The sequence below is a fragment of the Bosea sp. Tri-49 genome (genome assembly GCF_003952665.1).
Lineage (GTDB): Bacteria > Pseudomonadota > Alphaproteobacteria > Rhizobiales > Beijerinckiaceae > Allobosea.
Genome location: NZ_CP017946.1, coordinates 2,330,581 through 2,350,043 on the forward strand (window position 1 = coordinate 2,330,581; position 19,463 = coordinate 2,350,043).

The following is a 19,463-nucleotide window of genomic DNA, read 5'->3' on the forward strand; positions in this document are numbered from 1 at the left end:
TCGACCAAGCTCAGCGAGCCCGCAATCCGCGTACGATATTCGTCGCCCGCCTGAGAGCCGTCACGGCAGCGCCCGCCGCGATGAGCCAGAGCGCGACGACCAGCACTTCGTTCTGGCCTCGCCACAGCGGCTCCAGCAGTGACAGGAGCGCGGCCGCGGTGATCGTCGCCATGCGGTGCTGCTTGGCCATCGGACCGGAGAAGTCGGCCGGCAGACCGCAATTGCGGCCGAGCTCGCGGGTGTAGGCCGTCAGCACGGCAAGACCGGCAGCCGCCCACCCCAGGGCCGGTGTGCCGATGCCGTAACCGACGCCGGTGAGGATCAGGATATCGGCGATCCGATCGGGGAACTCGTTCCAGAACGGCCCGTCCGCAGCCTGCTTGCCGCCCTCGATCGCGACCATTCCGTCGAAGAGATTGCAGAGCAACCTGAGCTGACAGAACAGGGCCGCGGCAAGCAGCAGGGCAGCGCGCGGCCCGGAAGCCGCCGTGCCCGCGAGCCAGAAGGCGGCGCCGGCGAAGGCCGCCATCACCATGCTCGCTATCGAGATCTGGTTCGGCGTGATGCCGCTGGCACTCAGCCGGCGCGCAATCGCCCTGGCCCAGCCTGTATCGCGGCTCGAGAGCGGCCGCCGATCGTCACTCTGCGCCATGGTTCATCGCCTTCCTGCTCCGCCACAGCGAGAGATTGTAGAGCGCCGCATAGCTGGTCGCGACGGTCAGCGGGACGGCGATCGTCCTGCCGATCTCGGGCGTGCCGCCGATGGTGTGGATGAGCGTCAGCACGCTCGCGGAGACGAATCCTGCGATCACCGGCGGCGCCAGCAGCGCGGCCAGGCCGGTGAAGCGGCTGGCGAGATACTCGATGCCCCCTTTCAGCAGCAGTGTGATGAGAGCGGACAACGTGCCCTGAATCAGCCCGGCGAGAAGCGGCGCCGGCATCGAGTGGATGCGGTTGGCGAAAGCCGCCCAGCTGCCCATGGCGATGAAGGCAAAGGCGACATGCACAATGCTGCTTCGCATCAGGCGCGCGAGCGGCGCGCTCACGTGCTCGACCAGCCGTATCGGACGAGGTGGAAGAAGATCGGGGCGGAGAACACCACCGAATCGAGTCGGTCGAGGAAGCCGCCATGGCCGGCGATCAGATGACCCCAATCCTTGATGCCGCGATCGCGCTTGATCGCCGACATGACGAGCCCGCCGAAGAAGCCCATCACGACAATGACCAGCGCCAGGAAAGCCGCCTGCAGCGGCGTGAATGGCGTCATCCAGGACAAGGCGGCCCCGACCGCCGTTGCGCTGAGCGCGCCGCCGACGAAGCCCTCGACCGTCTTGGACGGCGACAGCCTGGGCGCGATCTTGGTCCGGCCGAGCAGCTTGCCCCAGACATACTGCAACACATCGCTCATCTGCACGACGATGACGAGAAAGGCGATCAGCAGGACGTTGCGCCCCTGATAGCCGGGGATGTCGAGGCTCAGCAGCGCCGGCACATGCGAGGTACAAAAGACGCAGATCATCAGCGCCCACTGCACTTCGGCGATGCGCACCAGAAAATGCTCGGTGTCGCCGCGCGCCGTCGCGATGATCGGCATGAGCAGGAAGGCATAGACGGGAATGAAGATCGAGTAGAGGCCGTACCACTCGATCCAGATCAAGTAATATTGCACCGGCAGCACGATGAAGAAGCCGGCGGCCAACGCCCAATGGTCGGCGCGCCGCGTGTTCGTCAGCGTGATGAACTCACGCAAGGCTGCGAAGGAGCAGAAGGCGAAGAGCAGCGTCACGCCGGTCTTGCCGCCGATCAGCGCCAGGCCCATCAGCACGATCATGATCCACCAGGCGCGGATGCGATCGTTCAGGTTCTCGACCACGGCATTCGAGCCATCCGGCGAAAGCCGGCGCTGCAGCACGTAGCCGACAGCGGAAGCCAGGACCAGCACGGCAAGCAGACAGGCCAGCACGGCGACGAGATCAGGATGCGGCATCGTCATGGCACGCTCGCCTTGGGTGACAGGGCCAGCAGCGCCGCCTCCGCCCTGGCCAGGAATTCCTGCTTCGTCTCGGTGTCGGCGATGGCGATGGGAGCGCCGAAGGTGACGGTGCAGATGAGAGGTACCGGCACGAACTCGCCCTTCGGCATGACCCGGTTGAGATTGTCGATCCACACCGGCACGAGCGTAACGTTCGGCCGCGCCTGCGCCAGATGGAACAGCCCGCTCTTGAACGGCAGCAGCCGTGCATCCGTGGTGTTGCGCGTCCCTTCCGGGAACACAATGAGAGAGGAGCCGGCATCGAGCGCCTCCGTCATCTGGGCGACCGGGTCACTCGTTCGGCTCTCACGGTCCCGGTCGATCAGGACGGCGTTGAAGACATCGCGGCCGATGAAACGCCGAAGGCTGCTCTTCAGCCAGTAATCGCTTCCGGCGACCGGCCGGGTCGCGAACCGCATGCGGCGCGGCAATACGGTCCAGATCAGGACGAAATCGCCGTGGCTGGCATGATTGGCGAAATAAATCCGCTGCTCACCGGTCGGCGCGACGCCGTCCCATCGTCCGCGGACCGCCGTGATGAAGCGGGCAAAGACCACAATGAGCGTACCAGCCAAGCTGATCCCTGCTTCGCGCATCCCCATACCCGATTGCCGCCCTTGCGATGACGTAACGTTCATCTCGAACGCTGTCGACATTGCAGCGGTCTGGGGCGAATTCGAAAGCTGGTCGCGGGCTTCCGCTCACCGCCTTTTGGGGGCCTCCAAAGACCTCGTATCCACCGGCCGCGGCCTGCTGGATCGATTGGAGCTCCCTGGTTCCTGCGCTACAGTGAGCCGCCACCGACCAGAGAGCGAGTTCGAGCGATGAACGAGCATTCCGCCGCGGCTAGGCCTGCCCTTGCGCCCATGGATTTCCGCCAGCTCGCCCGCGGTCTGGGAACGGTGATCAACTATGCCGCCGGGGATGTCGTCTTCCGTGAGGGCGACGAGCCCGCCCATGCCTATATTGTTCTCACCGGCAGAATCGAAGTCAGCAGCCGCGGAAAACTGATCGAAGAGGTCAGTGAAGGGCGAGCCTTCGGCATTGTTTCGCTGATCGACAGGAAGCCGCGATCCGCTACGGCAAAAGCGATAGCACCCTCCGAAATTGCCTTGGTCGATGCAAAGCAATTCCGGTTCATGGTCGAAACGACGCCGAATTTCATCTGGTACGTGCTGTCAGAAGTTGTCGACCGACTGCGAGCAACAAATTCTGCTTTGTGAACGCGGTCAGCGGTCGCCGCCGGCGCGCGCCGCGGTCGGGCCGCATATGAGTGTAACCGGCGGCGGAGGGCGGGCGAGCCCGAGACTGACGAAATCGGCATTGTTTCCCTGAAACCAGGCCATTGCGCTTCGGATGTTTCGGGATGGCTGATCGCCTGTCAGGCAACCCGGCGTTCGGTTGCCGTCGTATCACTCCCAACTCAAGGCGCCGCCGTTCTGGTACTCGATGACGCGGGTCTCGAAGAAGTTCTTCTCCTTCTTCAGGTCCATCGCTTCGCTCATCCACGGGAACGGGTTCTCGGTCTCGGCGAAGACAGGGGTGAGGCCGAGCTGGGCGCAGCGGCGGTTGGCGATGAAGTGCATGTACTGCTCGCACAGCGCCGCGTTGAGCCCGAGGAAGCCCCTAGGCATCGTGTCACGACCATAGGCGGCTTCGAGCTCGGCCGCATCGCGGATCATGCCGCGCACCTCGTCCTGGAAGGCCTTGGTCCAGAGATGCGGGTTCTCGATCTTGATCTGGTTGATCACGTCGATGCCGAAGTTCAGATGGATCGATTCATCGCGCAGGATGTACTGATACTGCTCGGCGATGCCGACCATCTTGTTGCGCCGGCCGAGCGAGAGGATCTGGGCGAAGCCGGTGTAGAACCACATGCCTTCGAAGATCGCATAGAAGGTGATCAGGTCGCGCAGCAAGGCCTGGTCGTTCTCGGGCGTCCCGGTCTGGAAGTCGGGATCCTCGATGCTCTGCGTGTGCTTCAGCGCCCAGGCCGCCTTGTCGGTGATCGAGGGCACCTCGCGGTACATGTTGAACAATTCGCCCTCGTCGAGGCCGAGACTCTCGACGATGTACTGGAAGGTGTGGGTATGGATCGCCTCCTCGAAGGCCTGGCGCAGCAGGTACTGCCGGCATTCGGGATTGGTCAGGTGGCGGTAGATCGCCAGCACGATGTTGTTGGCGACGAGAGATTCGGATGCCGCGAAGAAGCCGAGATTGCGCTTGAGCATGCGCCGCTCATCCTCGGTCAACCCGTCCTTGGACTTCCACAGCGCGATGTCGGCCTGCATCGAGACCTCGGTCGGCATCCAATGGTTGTTGCAGCCGGCGAGGTACTTCTCCCAGGCCCATTTGTACTTGAGCGGCAACAACTGATTCACGTCGGCGCGGCAGTTGATCATCCGCTTCTCGTCGACGCTGACCCGCCCGCCCTTGCGGTCGATTTCGCCGAGGCCGGTGGCGTCGGCGGCGGGTGCGTTCAGGATGGCGGGATTGGCTGGGTTCGCCGGCTTGGTGTCGGACCAGTCGAGCATGGGGTGAGTTCCATTTTGAAACTAAAAGGCGTCATGCTCGGGCTTGATCCGAGCATCTCATGCCGAATGAGGCTCCTGCGCCTCGTCCTGCCGGAGATTCTCGGGTCTGCGCTTCGCTTCGCCCGAGAATGACGCGGGAGGTGGAATGACGGCAGGGCCTTACTGGCACGCCTCGCAGGTGGGATCGTCGATCGAGCAGGCGTTCGGGACGGCCATGCCGTTCCCGAGCGGGATGTCGACAATGATCGGCGCGGCCGCGACCGGCACGGTGGCCGAAACCGCGTTGAGCTTGCCGTCGGTGCCCTTCAGCGTCGACTTCTCGACATGGGTCGCCGAGAGCGCACGCAGGTAATAGGTCGTCTTGAGGCCGAGCCGCCACGCCAGCCGATAGGCCTCGTCGAGTTTCCGGCCCGAGGGCTGCGCCATATAAAGGTTCAGCGACTGGCCCTGGTCGATCCATTTCTGCCGGCGCGCGGCGGCCTTGATCAGCCACTCCGTCGGGATCTCGAAGGAGGTGGCGTAGAGCGCCTTGAGATCGTCCGGCACCCGGTCGATCCCGGTGACCTTGCCGTCATAATATTTGAGATCCGAGACCATCACCTCGTCCCAGAGCCCCCTCGCCTTCAGGTCATGCACGAGCCCGGCATTCACCACGGTGAAGTCGCCCGACATGTTCGCCTTGACGTAGAGCTGGCTGTAGGACGGTTCGATCGACTGCGAGACGCCGACGATGTTCGAGATCGTCGCGGTCGGGGCGATCGCCATCGTGTTCGAGTTGCGCATGCCGATTGTTACGACGCGCTGGCGCAGGGCATCCCAGTCCAGCGTGGAGGAACGATCCAATTCAACGTTGCCGTCGCGGGCCTCCGAGAGGATCTCCAGCGAGTCGATCGGCAGGATGCCCTTCGACCAGAGCGAGCCTTCGAAGCTCGGATAGCGGCCGCGCTCGGCGGCGAGATCGACCGAGGCCGAGATCGCATGGAAGCTGATCGCCTCCATCGAGGTGTCGGCGAAGGCGACCGCCGCCTCCGAAGCCGTCGGCAGACGCAGCGCCTGGAGCGCGTCCTGGAAACCCATGATGCCGAGGCCGACCGGGCGATGCCGCAGGTTCGAGCGGCGCGCTTCCGGGATCGTGTAGAAATTGATGTCGATGACGTTGTCGAGCATACGCATCGCAGTCGTCACCGTGCGCTTCAGCCGCGCCTGATCGAGCCCTTCCGCGGTGACATGCGCTGCGAGATTGACCGAGCCGAGATTGCAGACCGCGACCTCGTCGGCCGAGGTGTTGAGCGTGATCTCGGTGCAGAGGTTGGACGAGTGAACGATGCCGGCATGCTGCTGCGGCGAGCGCAGGTTGCAGGCATCCTTGAAGGTGATCCAGGGGTGTCCGGTCTCGAACAACATGGTCAGCATGCGCCGCCAGAGATCGAGCGCCTTGATCCGCTTGAAGACCTTGATCCCGCCTTGCTCCGCCTTGGCCTCATAAGCCTCGTAGGCCGTCTTGAACGGCTTGCCATAGAGGTCGTGCAGGTCCGGCACCTCGTCGGGCGAGAACAGCGTCCAGTCGGCACCGGCTTCGACGCGCTGCATGAACAGGTCGGGAATCCAGTTCGCCGTGTTCATGTCATGGGTGCGGCGGCGGTCGTCGCCGGTGTTCTTGCGGAGATCGAGGAACTCCTCGATGTCGACATGCCAGGTCTCGAGATAGGCGCAGACGGCGCCCTTTCGCTTGCCGCCCTGGTTCACCGCGATAGCGGTGTCGTTGGCGACCTTCAGGAAGGGCACCACACCCTGGCTCTCGCCATTGGTGCCCTTGATATGGGCGCCGAGACCGCGCACAGGCGTCCAGTCATTGCCGAGCCCGCCGGAGTATTTGGCGAGCAGGGCATTGTCCTTCACCGCCTTGAAGATGCCGTCGAGATCGTCGGCGACCGTGGTCAGGAAGCAGGAGGAGAGCTGCGGCCGCAGCGTGCCCGAATTGAACAGGGTCGGCGTCGAAGCCATGAAATCGAAGGACGACAGCAGGTCGTAGAATTCGATCGCCCTCGCCTCCCGGTCGATCTCGCGCAGGCTCAACCCCATGGCGACACGCATGAAGAAGGCCTGCGGCAGCTCGAAGCGGTTGCCGCGGACATGCAGGAAGTAGCGATCGTAAAGCGTCTGGAAGCCGAGATAGTCGAGCTGCAGGTCGCGCTCTGGCTTCAGCGCAGCGGCGATACGGGCGATGTCGAAGCGGTCAAGCTCGGGGTCGATCAGCTCGTTGGCAATGCCCACCTTCAGATAGGCCTCGAAATACTCGCCATAGCGGCCGGCCATCTCTTGCTGCGTCGCCTGCTCGGCGCGGCCGTGGACGAAGCTCAGCGCCTCGCGGCGCAGCTTGTCGAGCAGCAGGCGGGCCGAGACCTTGGCATAGTTCGGCTCGCTCTCGATCAGCGTCCGCGCGGCAAGGATCGGCGCCAGCGCCAACTCGTCGAGCGAGATGCCGTCATAGAGATTACGCTGTGCCTCGGCGAGGACGGGCTCGGCCGAAACGCCGTCGAGCTCCGCACAGGCCTCGCGAACCACCTTGTCGAGACGCGCGGCATCGAGCGGAACCAGCGTGCCGTCGGCGAGCTTCATCTGCAGCGACGGCGCAGCGGCGGCGGCCGGCTGGGTCTCAGCGACCACCTTGGCGCGCTCCCGGGCACGCTCGGCGCGATAGAGCACATAGGCGCGGGCGACCTTGTGATGCTCGCCGCGCATCAGGGCGAGTTCGACCTGGTCCTGGACGTCCTCGATATGGAAGGTGCGGCCGGTGGCGGCGCGGCGGGTCAGTCCGGCGACGACCTGCTCGGTCAGCTCGGCGACGACGTCGTGGATGCGGCGCGAGGCGGCAGCGCTGGAGCCTTCGACGGCGAGGAAGGCCTTGGTCAGCGCAACCGCGATCTTCGAGGGATCGAAAGGGGTGACCCCGCCGTTGCGCCGAATGATCTGGTAGCCCGGCTCGCTCGCCGCGGCTGTCGGCGGCGCAGCAGTGATAACCGGCGCGGCGGCCGCAGGCCGTTCGGCTTCGAGAGACAGAGACATCGGCATCAACCCCAAGATGTTGAGGGCAAAGGCCGAGCGGTTGCGTCGAGAAGGCGCGCGGCAACCCAAGGCCGCGACCTGCCAAGCGCACCACCGGGACACCCCGCCCGAGGACGTAAAACTAGGGTCGCGGCAGGTCTCCTGGCTCGCGGGTCGCAGCTCTCGCCCGTCTTCCCAAGGCCTTGCGGCCTCAGTGACTTACATGGACGCGAACTCACCGCTGACAGTTGCGGGGGCAGCGCCGGTTTCCCACCGGCTTCCCTCTTAGCTCTCGATCTTGCGATTCGAGAGACCATCGACCACCAGATTTAGTAGTCTCTGCGCTGACGCTGTCAATTGATCGTGCGTGACTTGTCTCTCGCATGTGGAAAGCGAGGATATCTCCAACAGCCCCCAAAAAACATGGAGACATAAAGATGTCTTTATATCTCGATTGACGTCTACTCTCGGATCGGCATACTGGCACGGTCGAGGTTCTCCGGCGCGGCTTGCCGCATCGGAGCTAAGAGGGAAGCCGGTGAAGTGCCGGCGCTGCCCCCGCAACTGTAAGCGGCGAGCCGCTGTCCAATCGAAGCCACTGGGACCGACAAGGTCGCGGGAAGGCCGGACAGCTGCCCTGACCCGTGAGCCAGGAGACCTGCCCCGACAACATGAACGTCCTCGGGCGGGGTGTCCCGGTGGTGCGGTTGCGGATCCGCGCCGATTTTCCGTCGCCCGGATTCTCACACGCGTCCGCTCTGGCCTTTGCCCCCATTTTATGGGGTTAAGCCTATGTCTCAATCAGTCTCCGTCGCCGCTCTCGGCACGCCGCGCATCGGTCCGCGCCGCGAACTCAAGACCGCGCTCGAAAGCTTCTGGGCCGGGAAATCGGACGAACAGTCCCTGCTTGAAACCGCAGCCGGTCTGCGCGCCGCCAACTGGGCGCGGCAGAAGGCGCAAGGGATCACCGTGATCCCGTCAAACGACTTCTCGTTCTACGACCAGGTCCTCGACACCAGCGTCATGGTCGGCGCGATCCCGGCCATTTACGGCTGGAAGGGTGGCCCGGTGCCGCTCGGCACCTATTTCGCCATGGCACGGGGCTCGCAGGGCGAGACCGAGCCGCACACCTCCTGCGGCCATGCTCATCACGACCATGAGCATCATCACGGCGTCCCGGCGCAGGAGATGACCAAATGGTTCGACACCAACTACCACTATATGGTGCCGGAGTTCGCAGCCGGGCAGCGCTTCGAACTGGCCTCGCTGAAGCCCGTCGAGGAATATCGCGAGGCCAAGGCACTCGGCTACGAGACGCGGCCCGTCCTGCTCGGGCCCGTGACCTTCCTCAAGCTCGGCAAGGCCAAGGATCCGTCCTTCGATCCGCTCTCGCTGCTGGGTGAACTGCTGCCGATCTATATCGACGTGCTGCGCCGGCTCTCGGCCAATGGCGCGGACTGGGTGCAGATCGACGAGCCCTGCCTCGTGCTCGATCTCGACGAGCCGGCCCGCGAGGCTCTGCGCCGGAGCTATGCGACGATCGCCCACGCCCTGCCGCAGCTGAAGATCATGCTGGCGACCTATTTCGGCGCGCTCGGCGACAATCTCGATACTGCCGTATCCCTGCCGGTCGCCGGCCTGCATCTCGACCTCGTCCGCGCGCCCGAACAGCTCGACACGGTTCTCGCCAAGGCGCCGCGCGGCCTCGTGCTCTCTCTCGGCGTGGTCGACGGCCGCAACATCTGGAAGACCGATCTGGAGAAGGTGCTGGCGCGGATCGAGCCGATCGCAGCCAGGCGCGGCACCGATCATGTCCAGGTCGCGCCGTCCTGCTCGATGCTGCACAGCCCGATCGACCTCGAGCTGGAAACCAACCTCGATCCCGAGGTGAAGGGCTGGCTCGCCTTCTGCGTCCAGAAGATGGGCGAACTCTCGACGCTTGGTCGCGCGCTCGGTGGCGGGCGCAACAGCGTCCAGGAAGCCTTGGCCGCCTCGACCGCGGCAGCCGCCGCGCGCAAGGCCTCCCCGAAGGTCAACGACAAGGCGGTGGCCGCTCGCATGGCGGCGGTCACGGAAGCCTTCGCGCGCCGCGAGAACGAGTTCGCAAAGCGCGCGAAACTGCAGCGCACCCGTTTCAACCTGCCTGCCTTCCCGACTACGACGATCGGCTCCTTCCCGCAGACAGCTGAGGTCCGCAAGGCGCGCGCCGCCCATGACAAGGGCCAGCTCGGCCATGCCGAATACGAGCAGTTCCTGCGCGAGGAGACGGCGCGCACCGTGCGCTGGCAGGAGGAGATCGGGCTCGACGTGCTCGTCCACGGCGAGTTCGAGCGCAACGACATGGTGCAGTATTTCGGCGAGCAGCTCGCCGGCTTCGCCTTCACGCGCAGCGGCTGGGTGCAGAGCTACGGCTCGCGCTGCGTGCGCCCGCCGATCCTGTTCGGCGACGTCTCGCGGCCGAAGCCGATGACGGTCGAATGGTGGCGCTATTCGCAGTCGCTGACCAGGAAGCCGATGAAGGCGATGCTGACCGGCCCGGTCACCATCCTGAACTGGTCCTTCGTGCGCGACGACCTGCCCCGCAGCGAGGCGTCGAAGCAGATTGCGCTGGCGATCCGCGACGAGGTGCTCGACCTGGAGACGGCCGGCGCAGCGATGATCCAGATCGACGAGGCGGCTTTGCGCGAGGGCCTGCCGCTGCGGCGGGGTGACTGGACGCATTATCTCGACTGGGCCGTGGAGAGCTTCCGCATCTGCGCTTCCGGCGTCGCCGACGAGACGCAGGTCCACACCCATATGTGCTATTCGGAGTTCAACCAGATCATCGACGCCATCGCGGCGATGGATGCCGACGTGATCTCGATCGAGACCTCGCGCTCGAAGATGGAGCTGCTCGACGCCTTTGTCGACTACAACTATCCGAACGAGATCGGCCCCGGAGTCTACGACATCCACTCGCCGCGCGTGCCGGATGTCGCCGAGATGAGCGAGCTCCTGCAGCTCGCCCGGCAAAGGCTGAAGGACGAGCAGCTCTGGATCAACCCCGATTGCGGGCTGAAGACCCGGAAATGGGAGGAGGTCCGGCCAGCCTTGGTCAACATGGTAAGGGTAGCGCAGCTGATAAGAGGCGAGGCCTAGTCACCGGGAACTCTGCTCAAGGAGGTCTGCGTCAGCAGACCTCCAAGTTCCGCTCTTCCCTTGGCGCCATCCAGAACTGCACCTCCCTTTCGAGCAGCGCGCTCAGCCAGCCGCCACGCAGCCAGCCCCTGCTTTCGCATCTTGCCTGTCAGTTCTGGTGTACTAGTATACATGGCAAGGCCGCAGCAAAGCAGGCCAGCACAGGGAGGTATCATGAGCCATCTGACACGGCGCGGCGTCATCGCCGGCGCCTCCAGTCTCGCCGCGCTCTCCGCCGGTGGAGCCTTCGCCCAGGGCGCACTGCCGGCGAGCCCGGTCGCACTCAACATCATCGACGTCGCCGGCAATCTGCAATTGACGCAGGCCGCGATCGAAAAATTCGCCAAGGACAATCCGAAGCTGATCTCGCGGCTGAATTTTTCGCGCGCGCCGTCGCCGGAGCTGCCAGCCAAGCTCAAAGCCCAGCAGGATGCCAACCGCGTCGACATCGACATGGTGCTGACCGGCCCTGGCGCGATGTCGGACGGCATCCAGCAGGGCTTGTGGGTCGACGTCTGGAAGTCGCACACCGCTGCCCTGCCCAAGGCGGAGGAGACCTATCACGAGCAGGCGCTGATGATGCAGCGCAATTTCGGCCAGAACGAAGGCGTCGCCGTCGTCTATTCGCCATCGGGGCCGCTGTTCGAATATGCGCCCGACCGGCTGAAGACCGTGCCCAAGACGGCCGAGGAGTTCCTCGCCTATGTCAAGCAGAACAAGAACCGCTTCACCTATGCCCGCCCGCTCAATTCCGGCCCGGGTTGGACCTTCCTGCAGGGCCTGCCCTACATCCTCGGCGACAGCGACCCGAGCGATCCGATGAACGGCTGGGCCAAGAGCTGGGCCTATCTCAAGGAGCTCGGCACCGGCATCGACTACTATCCCGGCGGCACGACGCCGACGATGAAGGAGCTCGGCGAGGGCACGCGCGACGTCATCGTCTCGACGCTGGGCTGGGACATCAACCCGCGCGCGCTCGGCATCGTGCCGAAGGAGGCCAAGGTCTTCGTCCTCGCCAACACGCACTGGATTCCCGACACCCAGTTCATGTGCATCCCCAAGGGCGTCGCAGCGGCGAAGATCCCGGTGATCCTGGCGCTGATGTCCTACATGCTGAAGCCAGAGGCGCAGGCTGCGACCTATGACAAGGGCTATTTCTATCCTGGCCCGGCGATCAAGGGCGTTACTCTCGCAATGGCCCCGCAGGAGAGCCAGGACGTGATCAGGGAGTACGGCCGGCCCGAATATGACGGGCTGATCGGCAGCCTGCCGACCCGTCCGCCACTGACGCCCGAGCGCCTGGTCGCCGCCTTCCGACGCTGGGACCAGGAGATCGGCGTCGGCCATACGCCGAAGTAAGATGCGCTTCGCTGCCATCGGCCTCGACCACCGCCATATCTACCATATGGTCGGCGGTCTCCTCGAAGCCGGCGCGGATTGCGCCGGCTTCGATCCCCAGACCAGCGATCCGCGCGTGCTCGACGGCTTCCGCGAGCGCTTCCCGCAGTTGCGGGAGGCGGAAAGCCAGCGGCTGCTCGACGATCCCTCGATCGACCTCATCGTCTGCGCCGGCATCCCCTCGGAGCGGGCCGCCCTCGCCGTCCGGGCGATGCGGGCCGGCAAGGACGTGATGGTGGACAAGCCGGGCGTGACCAGCTTCGAGCAGCTTGCCGAGGTTGAGCGGGTCGTTGCGGAGACCGGGCGGATCTTTTCGGTCTGCTTCTCCGAACGCTTCGTCGTTCCTGCCACCATCATCGCCGGCAAGCTCATCGCGGACGGCGCGATCGGGCGCGTGATCCAGACGGTGGGCCTCGGACCGCACCGCCTCAACCGGGCGATCCGGCCGGACTGGTTCTTCGACAAGCGCTATTTCGGCGGCATATTGACCGACATCGCCTCGCACCAGATCGACCAGTTCCTACATTTCACCGGCTCGCAGGACGCCGAGATCGCGATCTCCGGGATCGGCCATTTCGGTATGCCCGACCTGCCCGATTTCGAGGATTTCGGTGAAATTCTACTCCGGAGCGATCGTGCGAGCGGCTTTATCCGCGTCGACTGGTTCACCGCGGACGGCCTGCCGACCTGGGGCGACGGGCGTCTCACCATTCTTGGCACGGAAGGGACGATCGAGCTGCGCAAATATGTCGACATCGCCGGCCGGCCCGGCACCGACCATCTCTTCCTGGTCGACAGGGCCGGCACCCGCCATATCGACGCATCGCGCGAGCCGTTGACTTATTTCCGGGCCCTCATTGCGGACGTCGAAGGTCGCAGCGAAACGGCAGCGACGCAGCAGCACATGTTCACGGTCTGCCGACTCGCCTTGCATGCGCAGGACCGGGCCGTGCGCCTGCCGATCAGAGGAACAGAGGCAAAGTGACACGCAAGATCGGTATCGCCGTCATCGGTCTGGGACCGGCCGCCCTGCCCCATTCGCGCAGCCTGGTCGACTTAGGCAGCCGGGTCGATGTCCGGCACGTCGTCAGCCGCTCGCAGAAGCGGCTCGACGCCTATCGCAGCCAGTTCCCCTTCCCTGGCACGACCGATATCGACGCCGTCCTCGCCGATAAGAGCGTCGAGGCAGTCATCGTGCTGACGCCACCCTCGAGCCATCGCGATGTCGGGGCGCGCTGCCTTGCCGCCGGCAAGCACGTATTGGTCGAAAAGCCATTGGAGCTGACGGTCGCGCGCGGCGAAGAGCTGGTCGCGGCGGCGCGGGCCTCGGGCAAGGCCTTCGGCGTCGTGCTGCAGCATCGCTTCCGGCCGGCGAGCCTGCGGCTAAAGGCGGCTTTGGACGGCGGCGAGCTCGGCAGCGTCGAAGCAGCTTTGCTACAGGTGCCGTGGTGGCGGCCGCAGAGCTATTATGACGAGCCCGGTCGCGGTACGACGGCACGCGATGGCGGCGGCGTGCTGCTGACGCAGGCGATCCACTCCTTCGACCTGTTCCGCTCGCTGGTCGGCGTGTCGAAGGTCGTGGCGGCGCAGGTGCGTACCACCTCCCTGCACAGGATGGAGACCGAAGACTATGTCGGCGCTCTGCTCGAGACCGGCAATGGCGCGCCGGCGACGCTGGTGACGACCACCGCCGCCCATCCCGGCCATCCCGAGCGCATCGAGATCATCGGCAGCAAGGGCCATGCGGCACTGGTCGGCGGGCGTCTGCAGCTCTCCTTCCTCGACGGCCGGTCCGAAGTGGTCGAGGCCGAGGGCAATACCGGCAGCGGCGCCAACATCATGGACTTCCCGCACGACGCCCATCGCGCCGTGATCGCCGATTTCCTCGAAGCGATCGAGGCCAACCGCGAGCCCGTGGTCACCGGCGAGGAAGCCCTGACCTCGCAGCGCTGGATCGACACGATCCTGGCGGCGGGGCGGAGTTGATCCGTCAGGTCATTCGGTAGGCCATACGCACGCCGCCCCAATGGCGACCGGCGACACGTAAGGGCGCGTCGACCTCGCGCATCAGCTGAACGCCGGCGCTGCCCATGTCGCGCTGATAAGACTGGATGATGAAGGGCCGTGCCGAGCGCGCCGCAGTGATGCCCGCGCGGTCGTCGAAGATACGGCGGTCGCGGCTATAGGCGGGGTCCCAGCCAGGATCGCCGGGCCGTTGCGGCTGCGAATACTCGGGGTGATGCACCGGGACATAGCCGTTGCGGTCGATCGGCAAGGTGAAGACGAGGCGCGGATCGCTCGCCTTGGCCTGCTCCATCACAGGCGGCAGGATCGCCTGCAGCGCCGGCAGCGCCCGGTTGGCGAACTGGCGTGGATTGGACTCCGGAACCGGCACGTAGTCGGTGTCGAACAGATCCTCTTCGGTGAGGCGGCCGGTGCGCAGCGCCGCTTCCAGCAGCGCCGCGACGCAGTGCGCGAATTCCTGCGCCTGCTCGATCAACGGACGATACTCGTCCTCGATCTCGGCCAGCCGCTTGTGCAGCGCTGCATGCGCGCCCTCGCCGCCGCGCTCGAAGGCGATGTGAAGGCCGAGATCGCTCCGGGCCATCACCCGGCAAGGTAATGACGGAAGATTCTCGATCGCGACGGTGCCTCGTGCCCTCGCCTTCAGCTCCGTGTCGGCGACCGACAGCAATGCTCCGCCAAAGCCGAGATCGATCGTCTGCCCGGCGACCACGCGTCCGCCGAATTCGAGCCTGACCGGGCATTCGGCCGGGAAACGGTCGTGCTGGCGCCGGTCGGCGAAGACGGTGTGGCGCAGCGTCGGCACGAAGCGCTCCAGCAGCCCCTCAGCCTGGCGCGCGCCTTCGGCCAGCGCCCGCCTAGCATCGACATTCTCCTGCGCGGCGGCAAGCGCGACGCGGTCGACCTGCGTGACGCGGTCGCGCACGGTCTCGATGAAACGCGCCGTGGCTTCGGCGCTGCGCGACAGTTCCGCCGCGGCGGCCGCCTGTTCCTGCGAGGCCTCGCCGACGGTCGCCATGACCGGATTGACCTCACCGACAAGCCGGAAGGCGTCGGTGACCACCGCGGCTGATCCCTGTGCTGTCTGGTTCAGGCGATCGACCTGGTTGCGGATATGGTCGGCCGCTTCGCGCACGCCGAGCGAGAGCGACTTCACCTCCTGCGCGACGACGCCGAAACCCCTGCCGGCCTCGCCGGCGCGGGCTGCCTCAATCGTGGCGTTGAGGGCGAGCAGATTGGTCTGGCGGGCGATCTCGGCAATGGCATCGACGATCGAGCGGATTTCGCCGGTCGCCGCCGCGAGCCCGTTGATCATCGCCGTCGCTTCGGCGGCGCGCTCGGCAGCATTGTCGAGCATGTCGCGGGCGCCGGACATGGCGGCGCCGACCCGTTCGGCCGCCTCCGAGACCTGTAGGGTCGCCGTCGCCAATGCCGAAGAATTCTCGCTTGCCAGCACAGCCGCGTCGCGCAATTCCGCCATGCCACCACGGATCTCGCGGGAGCGGACCTCGGAGCGTTCGGAGCAATCCTCGGCCTGGTCGAGCCCGTCATTGAGACGGCGCATCGCGGCGACGACATCGTTCTCGAGCTCGTTGATCGCTTCGCTGATCGAGGTCTCGGCGGTCGCAGGCATCGGCAACGCCTCGGCCACAGCCTGCGACGCAGCCGGCGCGGCAGCGGGGCCGGCGCGGCCCAACAGGCGCCAGACGGAGCGAGCAAGCATAGGCATTCCCGAGGCGAAACAGGATGCCGGACTATGCCGCCAACAGGGTTAACAAAAGCCTGAAGTCGGCCGCTCGATGCTCAGTTTTCCAGTGTGTCGGCCTGCCGCCCTGCCCGCTACGCGTATGCGCTCACCCACCAGGCGGGATGGACCCGAACCGCCCGCCCGCCTAGATTGCAGGCAGATTTGACCGACGGATGAAGTCGGCCCTTCCAGGAAGCTTCCATGAGCTCATCGCAATACGACGTGATCGTCGCCGGCGTCGGTGCGATGGGCTCCGCCGCCTGCTGGCATCTGGCCAAGCGCGGCCTCAAGGTTCTCGGCCTCGAACGCTTCGACCTCGGCCACGCGATGGGCTCCTCGCACGGGCTGACTCGGATCATCCGGCTCGCCTATTTCGAGGGCTCGCACTATGTGCCGATCGTCAAGCGGGCGCACCAGCTCTGGAGCGAGACCGGCGAGGCGGCTGGGCTGAAGCTTCTGCACGTCACCGGCTCGCTCGACCTGGCACCGGAAGGGCTCGGCCCGGTCGAGTCGTCGCTGAAGTCCTGCCTCGACCATGGGCTCGAGCACGAGGTGCTCGACCGTAAGGAGATTTCCCGCCGCTTTCCGGCCTTCCAGCTGCCGGAGGGGCATATCGGCCTGTGGCAGGCGGGCGGCGGCTTCGTCGCCTCGGAGAAGGCGATCTACGCCCATGTCGGATTGGCGCAGTCAAAAGGCGCCGATATCCGCACCGGCGAGCCGATGCTCGACTGGCAGCCGACCGCCGATGGTGGCGTCACCGTCAGGACCGAGCGCGGCACCTATTCGGCCGGGCGGCTCGTGCTCACGTCCGGCGGCTGGATCGCGGATGCCGTGCCGGCGCTGAAGCGGCAGGTCAGGACGGTGCGGCAGGCGATCGGCTGGTTCACCACACGCCGGCCGGAACTCTTCCGCGAGGGCGCTTTCCCGGTCTTCATCCTCAGCGTCGAGGAAGGCAATTTCTACGGTTTCCCGCTCTATGAGCATCCCGGATTCAAGCTCGGCGGACCGCATTTCGGGCGCGAGCCGATGGACCCGCGCGATCCCGACCGGACACCGAGCCCGAACCAGGTCAGGCTGATCCGAGAGTGCCTGGCGCGCTATATCCCCGACGCCGCAGGCGAGCCGCTGACCGTGAAGGGCTGCATCTATACCGTCTCGCCCGACGAAGGCTTCATCATCGACGCCGTGCCGGGTGTGCCGCAGGCCGTGTTCGCCTCGGCCTGCTCCGGCCATGGCTTCAAGTTTGCCAGCGCGATCGGCGAGATTCTCGCCGATCTCTCGACCAGCGGCCGCTCGGCCTTCGATCTATCCGCCTTCTCCCTTTCCCGCTTCGACGCCTGAGCCTGCCCAGGCTCGACAGGAAACGCCTTGGCCACCGCCGCCCAGAACCGCCGCGGCATCATCGCCATGATGACGGCGATGTCGCTCTTCTGCTGCAACGACGCGCTGATGAAGCTCGCCCGCGAAGCCTTCCCGACCGGGCAGGCGGTGACGCTGCGCACCGGCTTTGCGATCGTGGCGGCCGTCACCATGGTGGTGATGATGGGCGACTGGCGCAAGCTGCCGCTCGGGCTGAAGCCCGTGGTCCTGGCTCGCGGGATCTTCGAGGCGCTGTGTGCGCTGACTTTCATCTGGGCGCTCGGCCTGCTGCCCCTCGCCAACATAACGGCGATCGTGATGGCTTCGCCTTTGCTCATCGTCTTGTTGGCGGTGCTGCTGCGGATCGAAACCGTCGGCTGGCGCCGGGCGGTCGCGCTGGCAGTCGGCTTCCTCGGCGTCCTGATCGTGATGCGCCCGAGCGCGGACGGCTTCAGCCTGGCCGCACTGATCGCTCTCGCGGGCGCCGGCCTCGTCGCCGTCCGCGACCTGACAACCCGCTTCATCAGCAGCGACGTTCCCTCGACGATCATCTCCCTGACAGCGACGATCATCGTCGGGCTGATGAGCTTCGGCATGGGCGCCCTCGAAACCTGGCAGTCGCCCTGGCGGATCGAGCTGCTCTATCTCGGGCTCGCCTCCATCCTGGTGACAGCAGGCAGCTTTTGTATCATCAGCGCCTTCCGCAACACCGATGTCGGCGTCGTCGCGGGTTATCGCTACTCGGTCGTGCTCATCGCCGTGCTGATCGGCTGGCTGGTCTGGGGCGAGACGCCGGACAAGATCGCCTTCGCCGGCATCGCGCTGATCGTCGGCAGCGGCCTCTACACCCTGCACCGCCAGCGCGTCCGCCCCGATTCGCAGCTGAAGCCTGAGGGCGACAAGCCGCTATGACCCCCAAACCCTCCCTCACCGTCCTCGTCGCGATCTCGACGCTGCAGCCGATCGCGCTCAACATGCTGGCTCCGGCGACGCCGGCGCTCGCCCGCAACTTCGCCACCAGCTACGCGACGATCCAGCTGACGCTGACGCTCTTCCTGGTGGCAGTCGCGCTGACACAGCTCATCGTCGGCCCGCTTTCCGACCGCTTCGGGCGCCGCCCTTGTGTCTTGGCCGGCACCGCAGTCTTCATGGCCGGCTCGGTGCTCGGCGCCCTGGCGGACAGCGCGGGAACCCTCTTGTTCGCGCGCGTGCTCGAGGGCGCCGGCTCCGGCACCACCTTCGCCCTGGCGCGCGCCATCATCCGCGACACGGCCAGCCGCGACCAGGCGGCCCGCCAGATCGCGACGGTGACCATGGTGATGGTCGTGGCGCCGATGATCACGCCCTATCTCGGCGGCCATATCGAGACCAATTTCGGCTGGCGCATGATCTTCTGGTCGATGGCCGCCGCCGCCGCGATCGTGCTGGTGCTCGTCGGCATGCGCCTGCCCGAGACGGCGCCGAATGTCGGCGTGCGGACTTCGCTCATCGGCATCTTCCGGGCATTCCCGGACCTGGCACGCGACCGCAGCTTCATCCGCAATGTGATTGCGCTGGCGATGACCTCCGCCGCCTTCTTCGCCTTCATCGCGGCGGCGCCGTTCATCGTGGTCGAGACGATGGGGCGCGGCTCCGACACCTATGGCGCCTACTTCATCCTCAACGCCTTCGGCTACATGGTGGGCAATTTCGCGATGTCCCGATTGGTGCTCCGGCACGGCACGGCGCGGATGGCCTGGATCGGCCTGGTCATCTCGTTCGTGGCGACGACGGCAGCCTTCGCGGTCGCGCTGACGCCCTGGTGGACGCCGCTCACCCTCTTCCTGCCGCTTGCCATCAACGCGATCGGCAACGGGCTGACCCTGCCCGGAGCGACCGCGGCAGCGCTCTCTGCGAGACCTGAGCTTGCCGGCTCGGCCGCCGGACTCGCGGGCGCGATCCAGCTCGGCTCGGGGGCGCTCGCGACCGTGCTGATCAGCTCGCTGGTCGCGCATTGGCCGCCGGCGCTGATGGCGATGATGTGGCTGATGCTTGTCGTCGCCCTGCTCGCATTGCGCAGCGAGCCTCGCGGGCGCAACGACTGATCCACAGCGCCTTGCGCCGCGCAATCTTGTACGGCATGTAGCATTGGTATAACCGCCCTTCG

Annotated in this window: 15 protein-coding genes and 2 riboswitches; of the genes, 8 read left to right on the forward strand and 7 right to left on the reverse strand. The window is 65.8% G+C overall.

Going from position 1 to position 19,463, the window contains the following annotated elements:
- Positions 1-10 precede the first annotated feature (10 nt).
- Genes BLM15_RS11555 through BLM15_RS11570 form a run of 4 tightly spaced genes read right to left on the reverse strand, consistent with a single transcriptional unit; the run spans position 11 to position 2,628 of the window.
- Complete coding sequence (locus tag BLM15_RS11555) at positions 11-652, reverse strand: CDP-alcohol phosphatidyltransferase family protein (protein ID WP_126112887.1); 642 nt, start codon at positions 650-652, stop codon at positions 11-13.
- Entirely contained in the window at positions 639-1,022 is a 384-nt protein-coding gene (locus tag BLM15_RS11560) for a hypothetical protein (protein ID WP_206438629.1), read from the reverse strand. Before BLM15_RS11560 ends, BLM15_RS11555 begins: the two co-directional genes overlap by 14 nt.
- A 20-nt stretch (positions 1,023-1,042) precedes the next feature.
- A complete protein-coding gene (locus tag BLM15_RS11565) occupies positions 1,043-1,993 on the reverse strand; it encodes a phosphatidate cytidylyltransferase (protein WP_126112889.1) in 951 nt (316 codons plus the stop codon).
- Positions 1,990-2,628, reverse strand: coding sequence for a lysophospholipid acyltransferase family protein (locus BLM15_RS11570; protein WP_126112890.1), 639 nt, complete (start codon positions 2,626-2,628; stop codon positions 1,990-1,992). Before BLM15_RS11570 ends, BLM15_RS11565 begins: the two co-directional genes overlap by 4 nt.
- Positions 2,629-2,856: 228 nt before the next feature.
- On the opposite strand from BLM15_RS11570, the gene BLM15_RS11575 reads away from it, so the two are divergent.
- A complete protein-coding gene (locus tag BLM15_RS11575; protein WP_126112891.1) occupies positions 2,857-3,255 on the forward strand; it encodes a cyclic nucleotide-binding domain-containing protein in 399 nt (132 codons plus the stop codon).
- Between the two features lie 189 nt (positions 3,256-3,444).
- Here BLM15_RS11575 and BLM15_RS11580 read toward each other — a convergent pair whose 3' ends face one another.
- Positions 3,445-4,566, reverse strand: a complete 1,122-nt coding sequence (locus BLM15_RS11580) for a ribonucleotide-diphosphate reductase subunit beta (RefSeq protein WP_126112892.1) — start codon at positions 4,564-4,566, stop codon at positions 3,445-3,447.
- 159 nt (positions 4,567-4,725) lie between these two features.
- Positions 4,726-7,632: a ribonucleoside-diphosphate reductase subunit alpha gene (locus BLM15_RS11585; RefSeq protein ID WP_126112893.1), complete on the reverse strand. Its 2,907-nt coding sequence runs from the start codon at positions 7,630-7,632 to the stop codon at positions 4,726-4,728.
- Between the two features lie 115 nt (positions 7,633-7,747).
- Positions 7,748-7,944: riboswitch (cobalamin riboswitch) on the reverse strand.
- Positions 7,945-8,086: 142 nt separating this feature from the next.
- Positions 8,087-8,291, forward strand: a riboswitch (cobalamin riboswitch).
- Between the two features lie 112 nt (positions 8,292-8,403).
- Here BLM15_RS11585 and metE point away from each other — a divergent pair.
- The 4 genes from metE (at position 8,404) to BLM15_RS11605 (ending at position 14,172) form a co-directional block, all read left to right on the forward strand.
- The gene (gene metE / locus BLM15_RS11590; RefSeq protein ID WP_126112894.1) at positions 8,404-10,749 is read left to right on the forward strand and encodes a 5-methyltetrahydropteroyltriglutamate--homocysteine S-methyltransferase; all 2,346 of its coding nucleotides are present in this window, start codon (positions 8,404-8,406) and stop codon (positions 10,747-10,749) included.
- Positions 10,750-10,962: 213 nt separating this feature from the next.
- Entirely contained in the window at positions 10,963-12,147 is a 1,185-nt protein-coding gene (locus BLM15_RS11595) for an extracellular solute-binding protein (RefSeq protein ID WP_126112895.1), read from the forward strand.
- A gap of 1 nt (position 12,148) precedes the next feature.
- On the forward strand, positions 12,149-13,171 hold the full coding sequence (locus BLM15_RS11600) for a Gfo/Idh/MocA family protein (RefSeq protein ID WP_126112896.1): 1,023 nt from the start codon (positions 12,149-12,151) through the stop codon (positions 13,169-13,171).
- Positions 13,168-14,172 (forward strand): Gfo/Idh/MocA family protein, encoded by a 1,005-nt coding sequence (locus BLM15_RS11605; protein ID WP_126112897.1) that lies wholly within the window; start codon positions 13,168-13,170, stop codon positions 14,170-14,172. Before BLM15_RS11600 ends, BLM15_RS11605 begins: the two co-directional genes overlap by 4 nt.
- A 4-nt stretch (positions 14,173-14,176) precedes the next feature.
- Here the strand turns inward: BLM15_RS11605 and BLM15_RS11610 are convergent, their stop codons facing one another.
- A complete protein-coding gene (locus BLM15_RS11610) occupies positions 14,177-15,934 on the reverse strand; it encodes a methyl-accepting chemotaxis protein (protein WP_164547484.1) in 1,758 nt (585 codons plus the stop codon).
- A gap of 225 nt (positions 15,935-16,159) precedes the next feature.
- On the opposite strand from BLM15_RS11610, the gene solA reads away from it, so the two are divergent.
- From solA to BLM15_RS11625, 3 genes are read left to right on the forward strand one after another with little or no spacing between them, the layout of a single operon-like run.
- A complete protein-coding gene (gene solA / locus BLM15_RS11615) occupies positions 16,160-17,299 on the forward strand; it encodes an N-methyl-L-tryptophan oxidase (protein ID WP_126112899.1) in 1,140 nt (379 codons plus the stop codon).
- 27 nt (positions 17,300-17,326) lie between these two features.
- Positions 17,327-18,229: a DMT family transporter gene (locus BLM15_RS11620; RefSeq protein WP_126112900.1), complete on the forward strand. Its 903-nt coding sequence runs from the start codon at positions 17,327-17,329 to the stop codon at positions 18,227-18,229.
- Positions 18,226-19,401, forward strand: a complete 1,176-nt coding sequence (locus BLM15_RS11625) for a multidrug effflux MFS transporter (RefSeq protein WP_126112901.1) — start codon at positions 18,226-18,228, stop codon at positions 19,399-19,401. The genes BLM15_RS11620 and BLM15_RS11625 overlap by 4 nt, the downstream gene beginning before the upstream one ends.
- Positions 19,402-19,463: the final 62 nt, after the last annotated feature.

What these genes read in the sequence shown, in the direction of transcription:
- BLM15_RS11555 (WP_126112887.1), bottom strand. Translation starts at nt 652, where the DNA reads ATGGCGCAGAGTGACGATCGGCGGCCGCTCTCGAGCCGCGATACAGGC.
- BLM15_RS11560 (WP_206438629.1), bottom strand. Translation starts at nt 1,022, where the DNA reads ATGCGAAGCAGCATTGTGCATGTCGCCTTTGCCTTCATCGCCATGGGC.
- BLM15_RS11565 (WP_126112889.1), bottom strand. Translation starts at nt 1,993, where the DNA reads ATGACGATGCCGCATCCTGATCTCGTCGCCGTGCTGGCCTGTCTGCTT.
- BLM15_RS11570 (WP_126112890.1), bottom strand. Translation starts at nt 2,628, where the DNA reads ATGCGCGAAGCAGGGATCAGCTTGGCTGGTACGCTCATTGTGGTCTTT.
- BLM15_RS11575 (WP_126112891.1), top strand. Translation starts at nt 2,857, where the DNA reads ATGAACGAGCATTCCGCCGCGGCTAGGCCTGCCCTTGCGCCCATGGAT.
- BLM15_RS11580 (WP_126112892.1), bottom strand. Translation starts at nt 4,566, where the DNA reads ATGCTCGACTGGTCCGACACCAAGCCGGCGAACCCAGCCAATCCCGCC.
- BLM15_RS11585 (WP_126112893.1), bottom strand. Translation starts at nt 7,632, where the DNA reads ATGTCTCTGTCTCTCGAAGCCGAACGGCCTGCGGCCGCCGCGCCGGTT.
- metE (WP_126112894.1), top strand. Translation starts at nt 8,404, where the DNA reads ATGTCTCAATCAGTCTCCGTCGCCGCTCTCGGCACGCCGCGCATCGGT.
- BLM15_RS11595 (WP_126112895.1), top strand. Translation starts at nt 10,963, where the DNA reads ATGAGCCATCTGACACGGCGCGGCGTCATCGCCGGCGCCTCCAGTCTC.
- BLM15_RS11600 (WP_126112896.1), top strand. Translation starts at nt 12,149, where the DNA reads ATGCGCTTCGCTGCCATCGGCCTCGACCACCGCCATATCTACCATATG.
- BLM15_RS11610 (WP_164547484.1), bottom strand. Translation starts at nt 15,934, where the DNA reads ATGCTTGCTCGCTCCGTCTGGCGCCTGTTGGGCCGCGCCGGCCCCGCT.
- solA (WP_126112899.1), top strand. Translation starts at nt 16,160, where the DNA reads ATGAGCTCATCGCAATACGACGTGATCGTCGCCGGCGTCGGTGCGATG.
- BLM15_RS11625 (WP_126112901.1), top strand. Translation starts at nt 18,226, where the DNA reads ATGACCCCCAAACCCTCCCTCACCGTCCTCGTCGCGATCTCGACGCTG.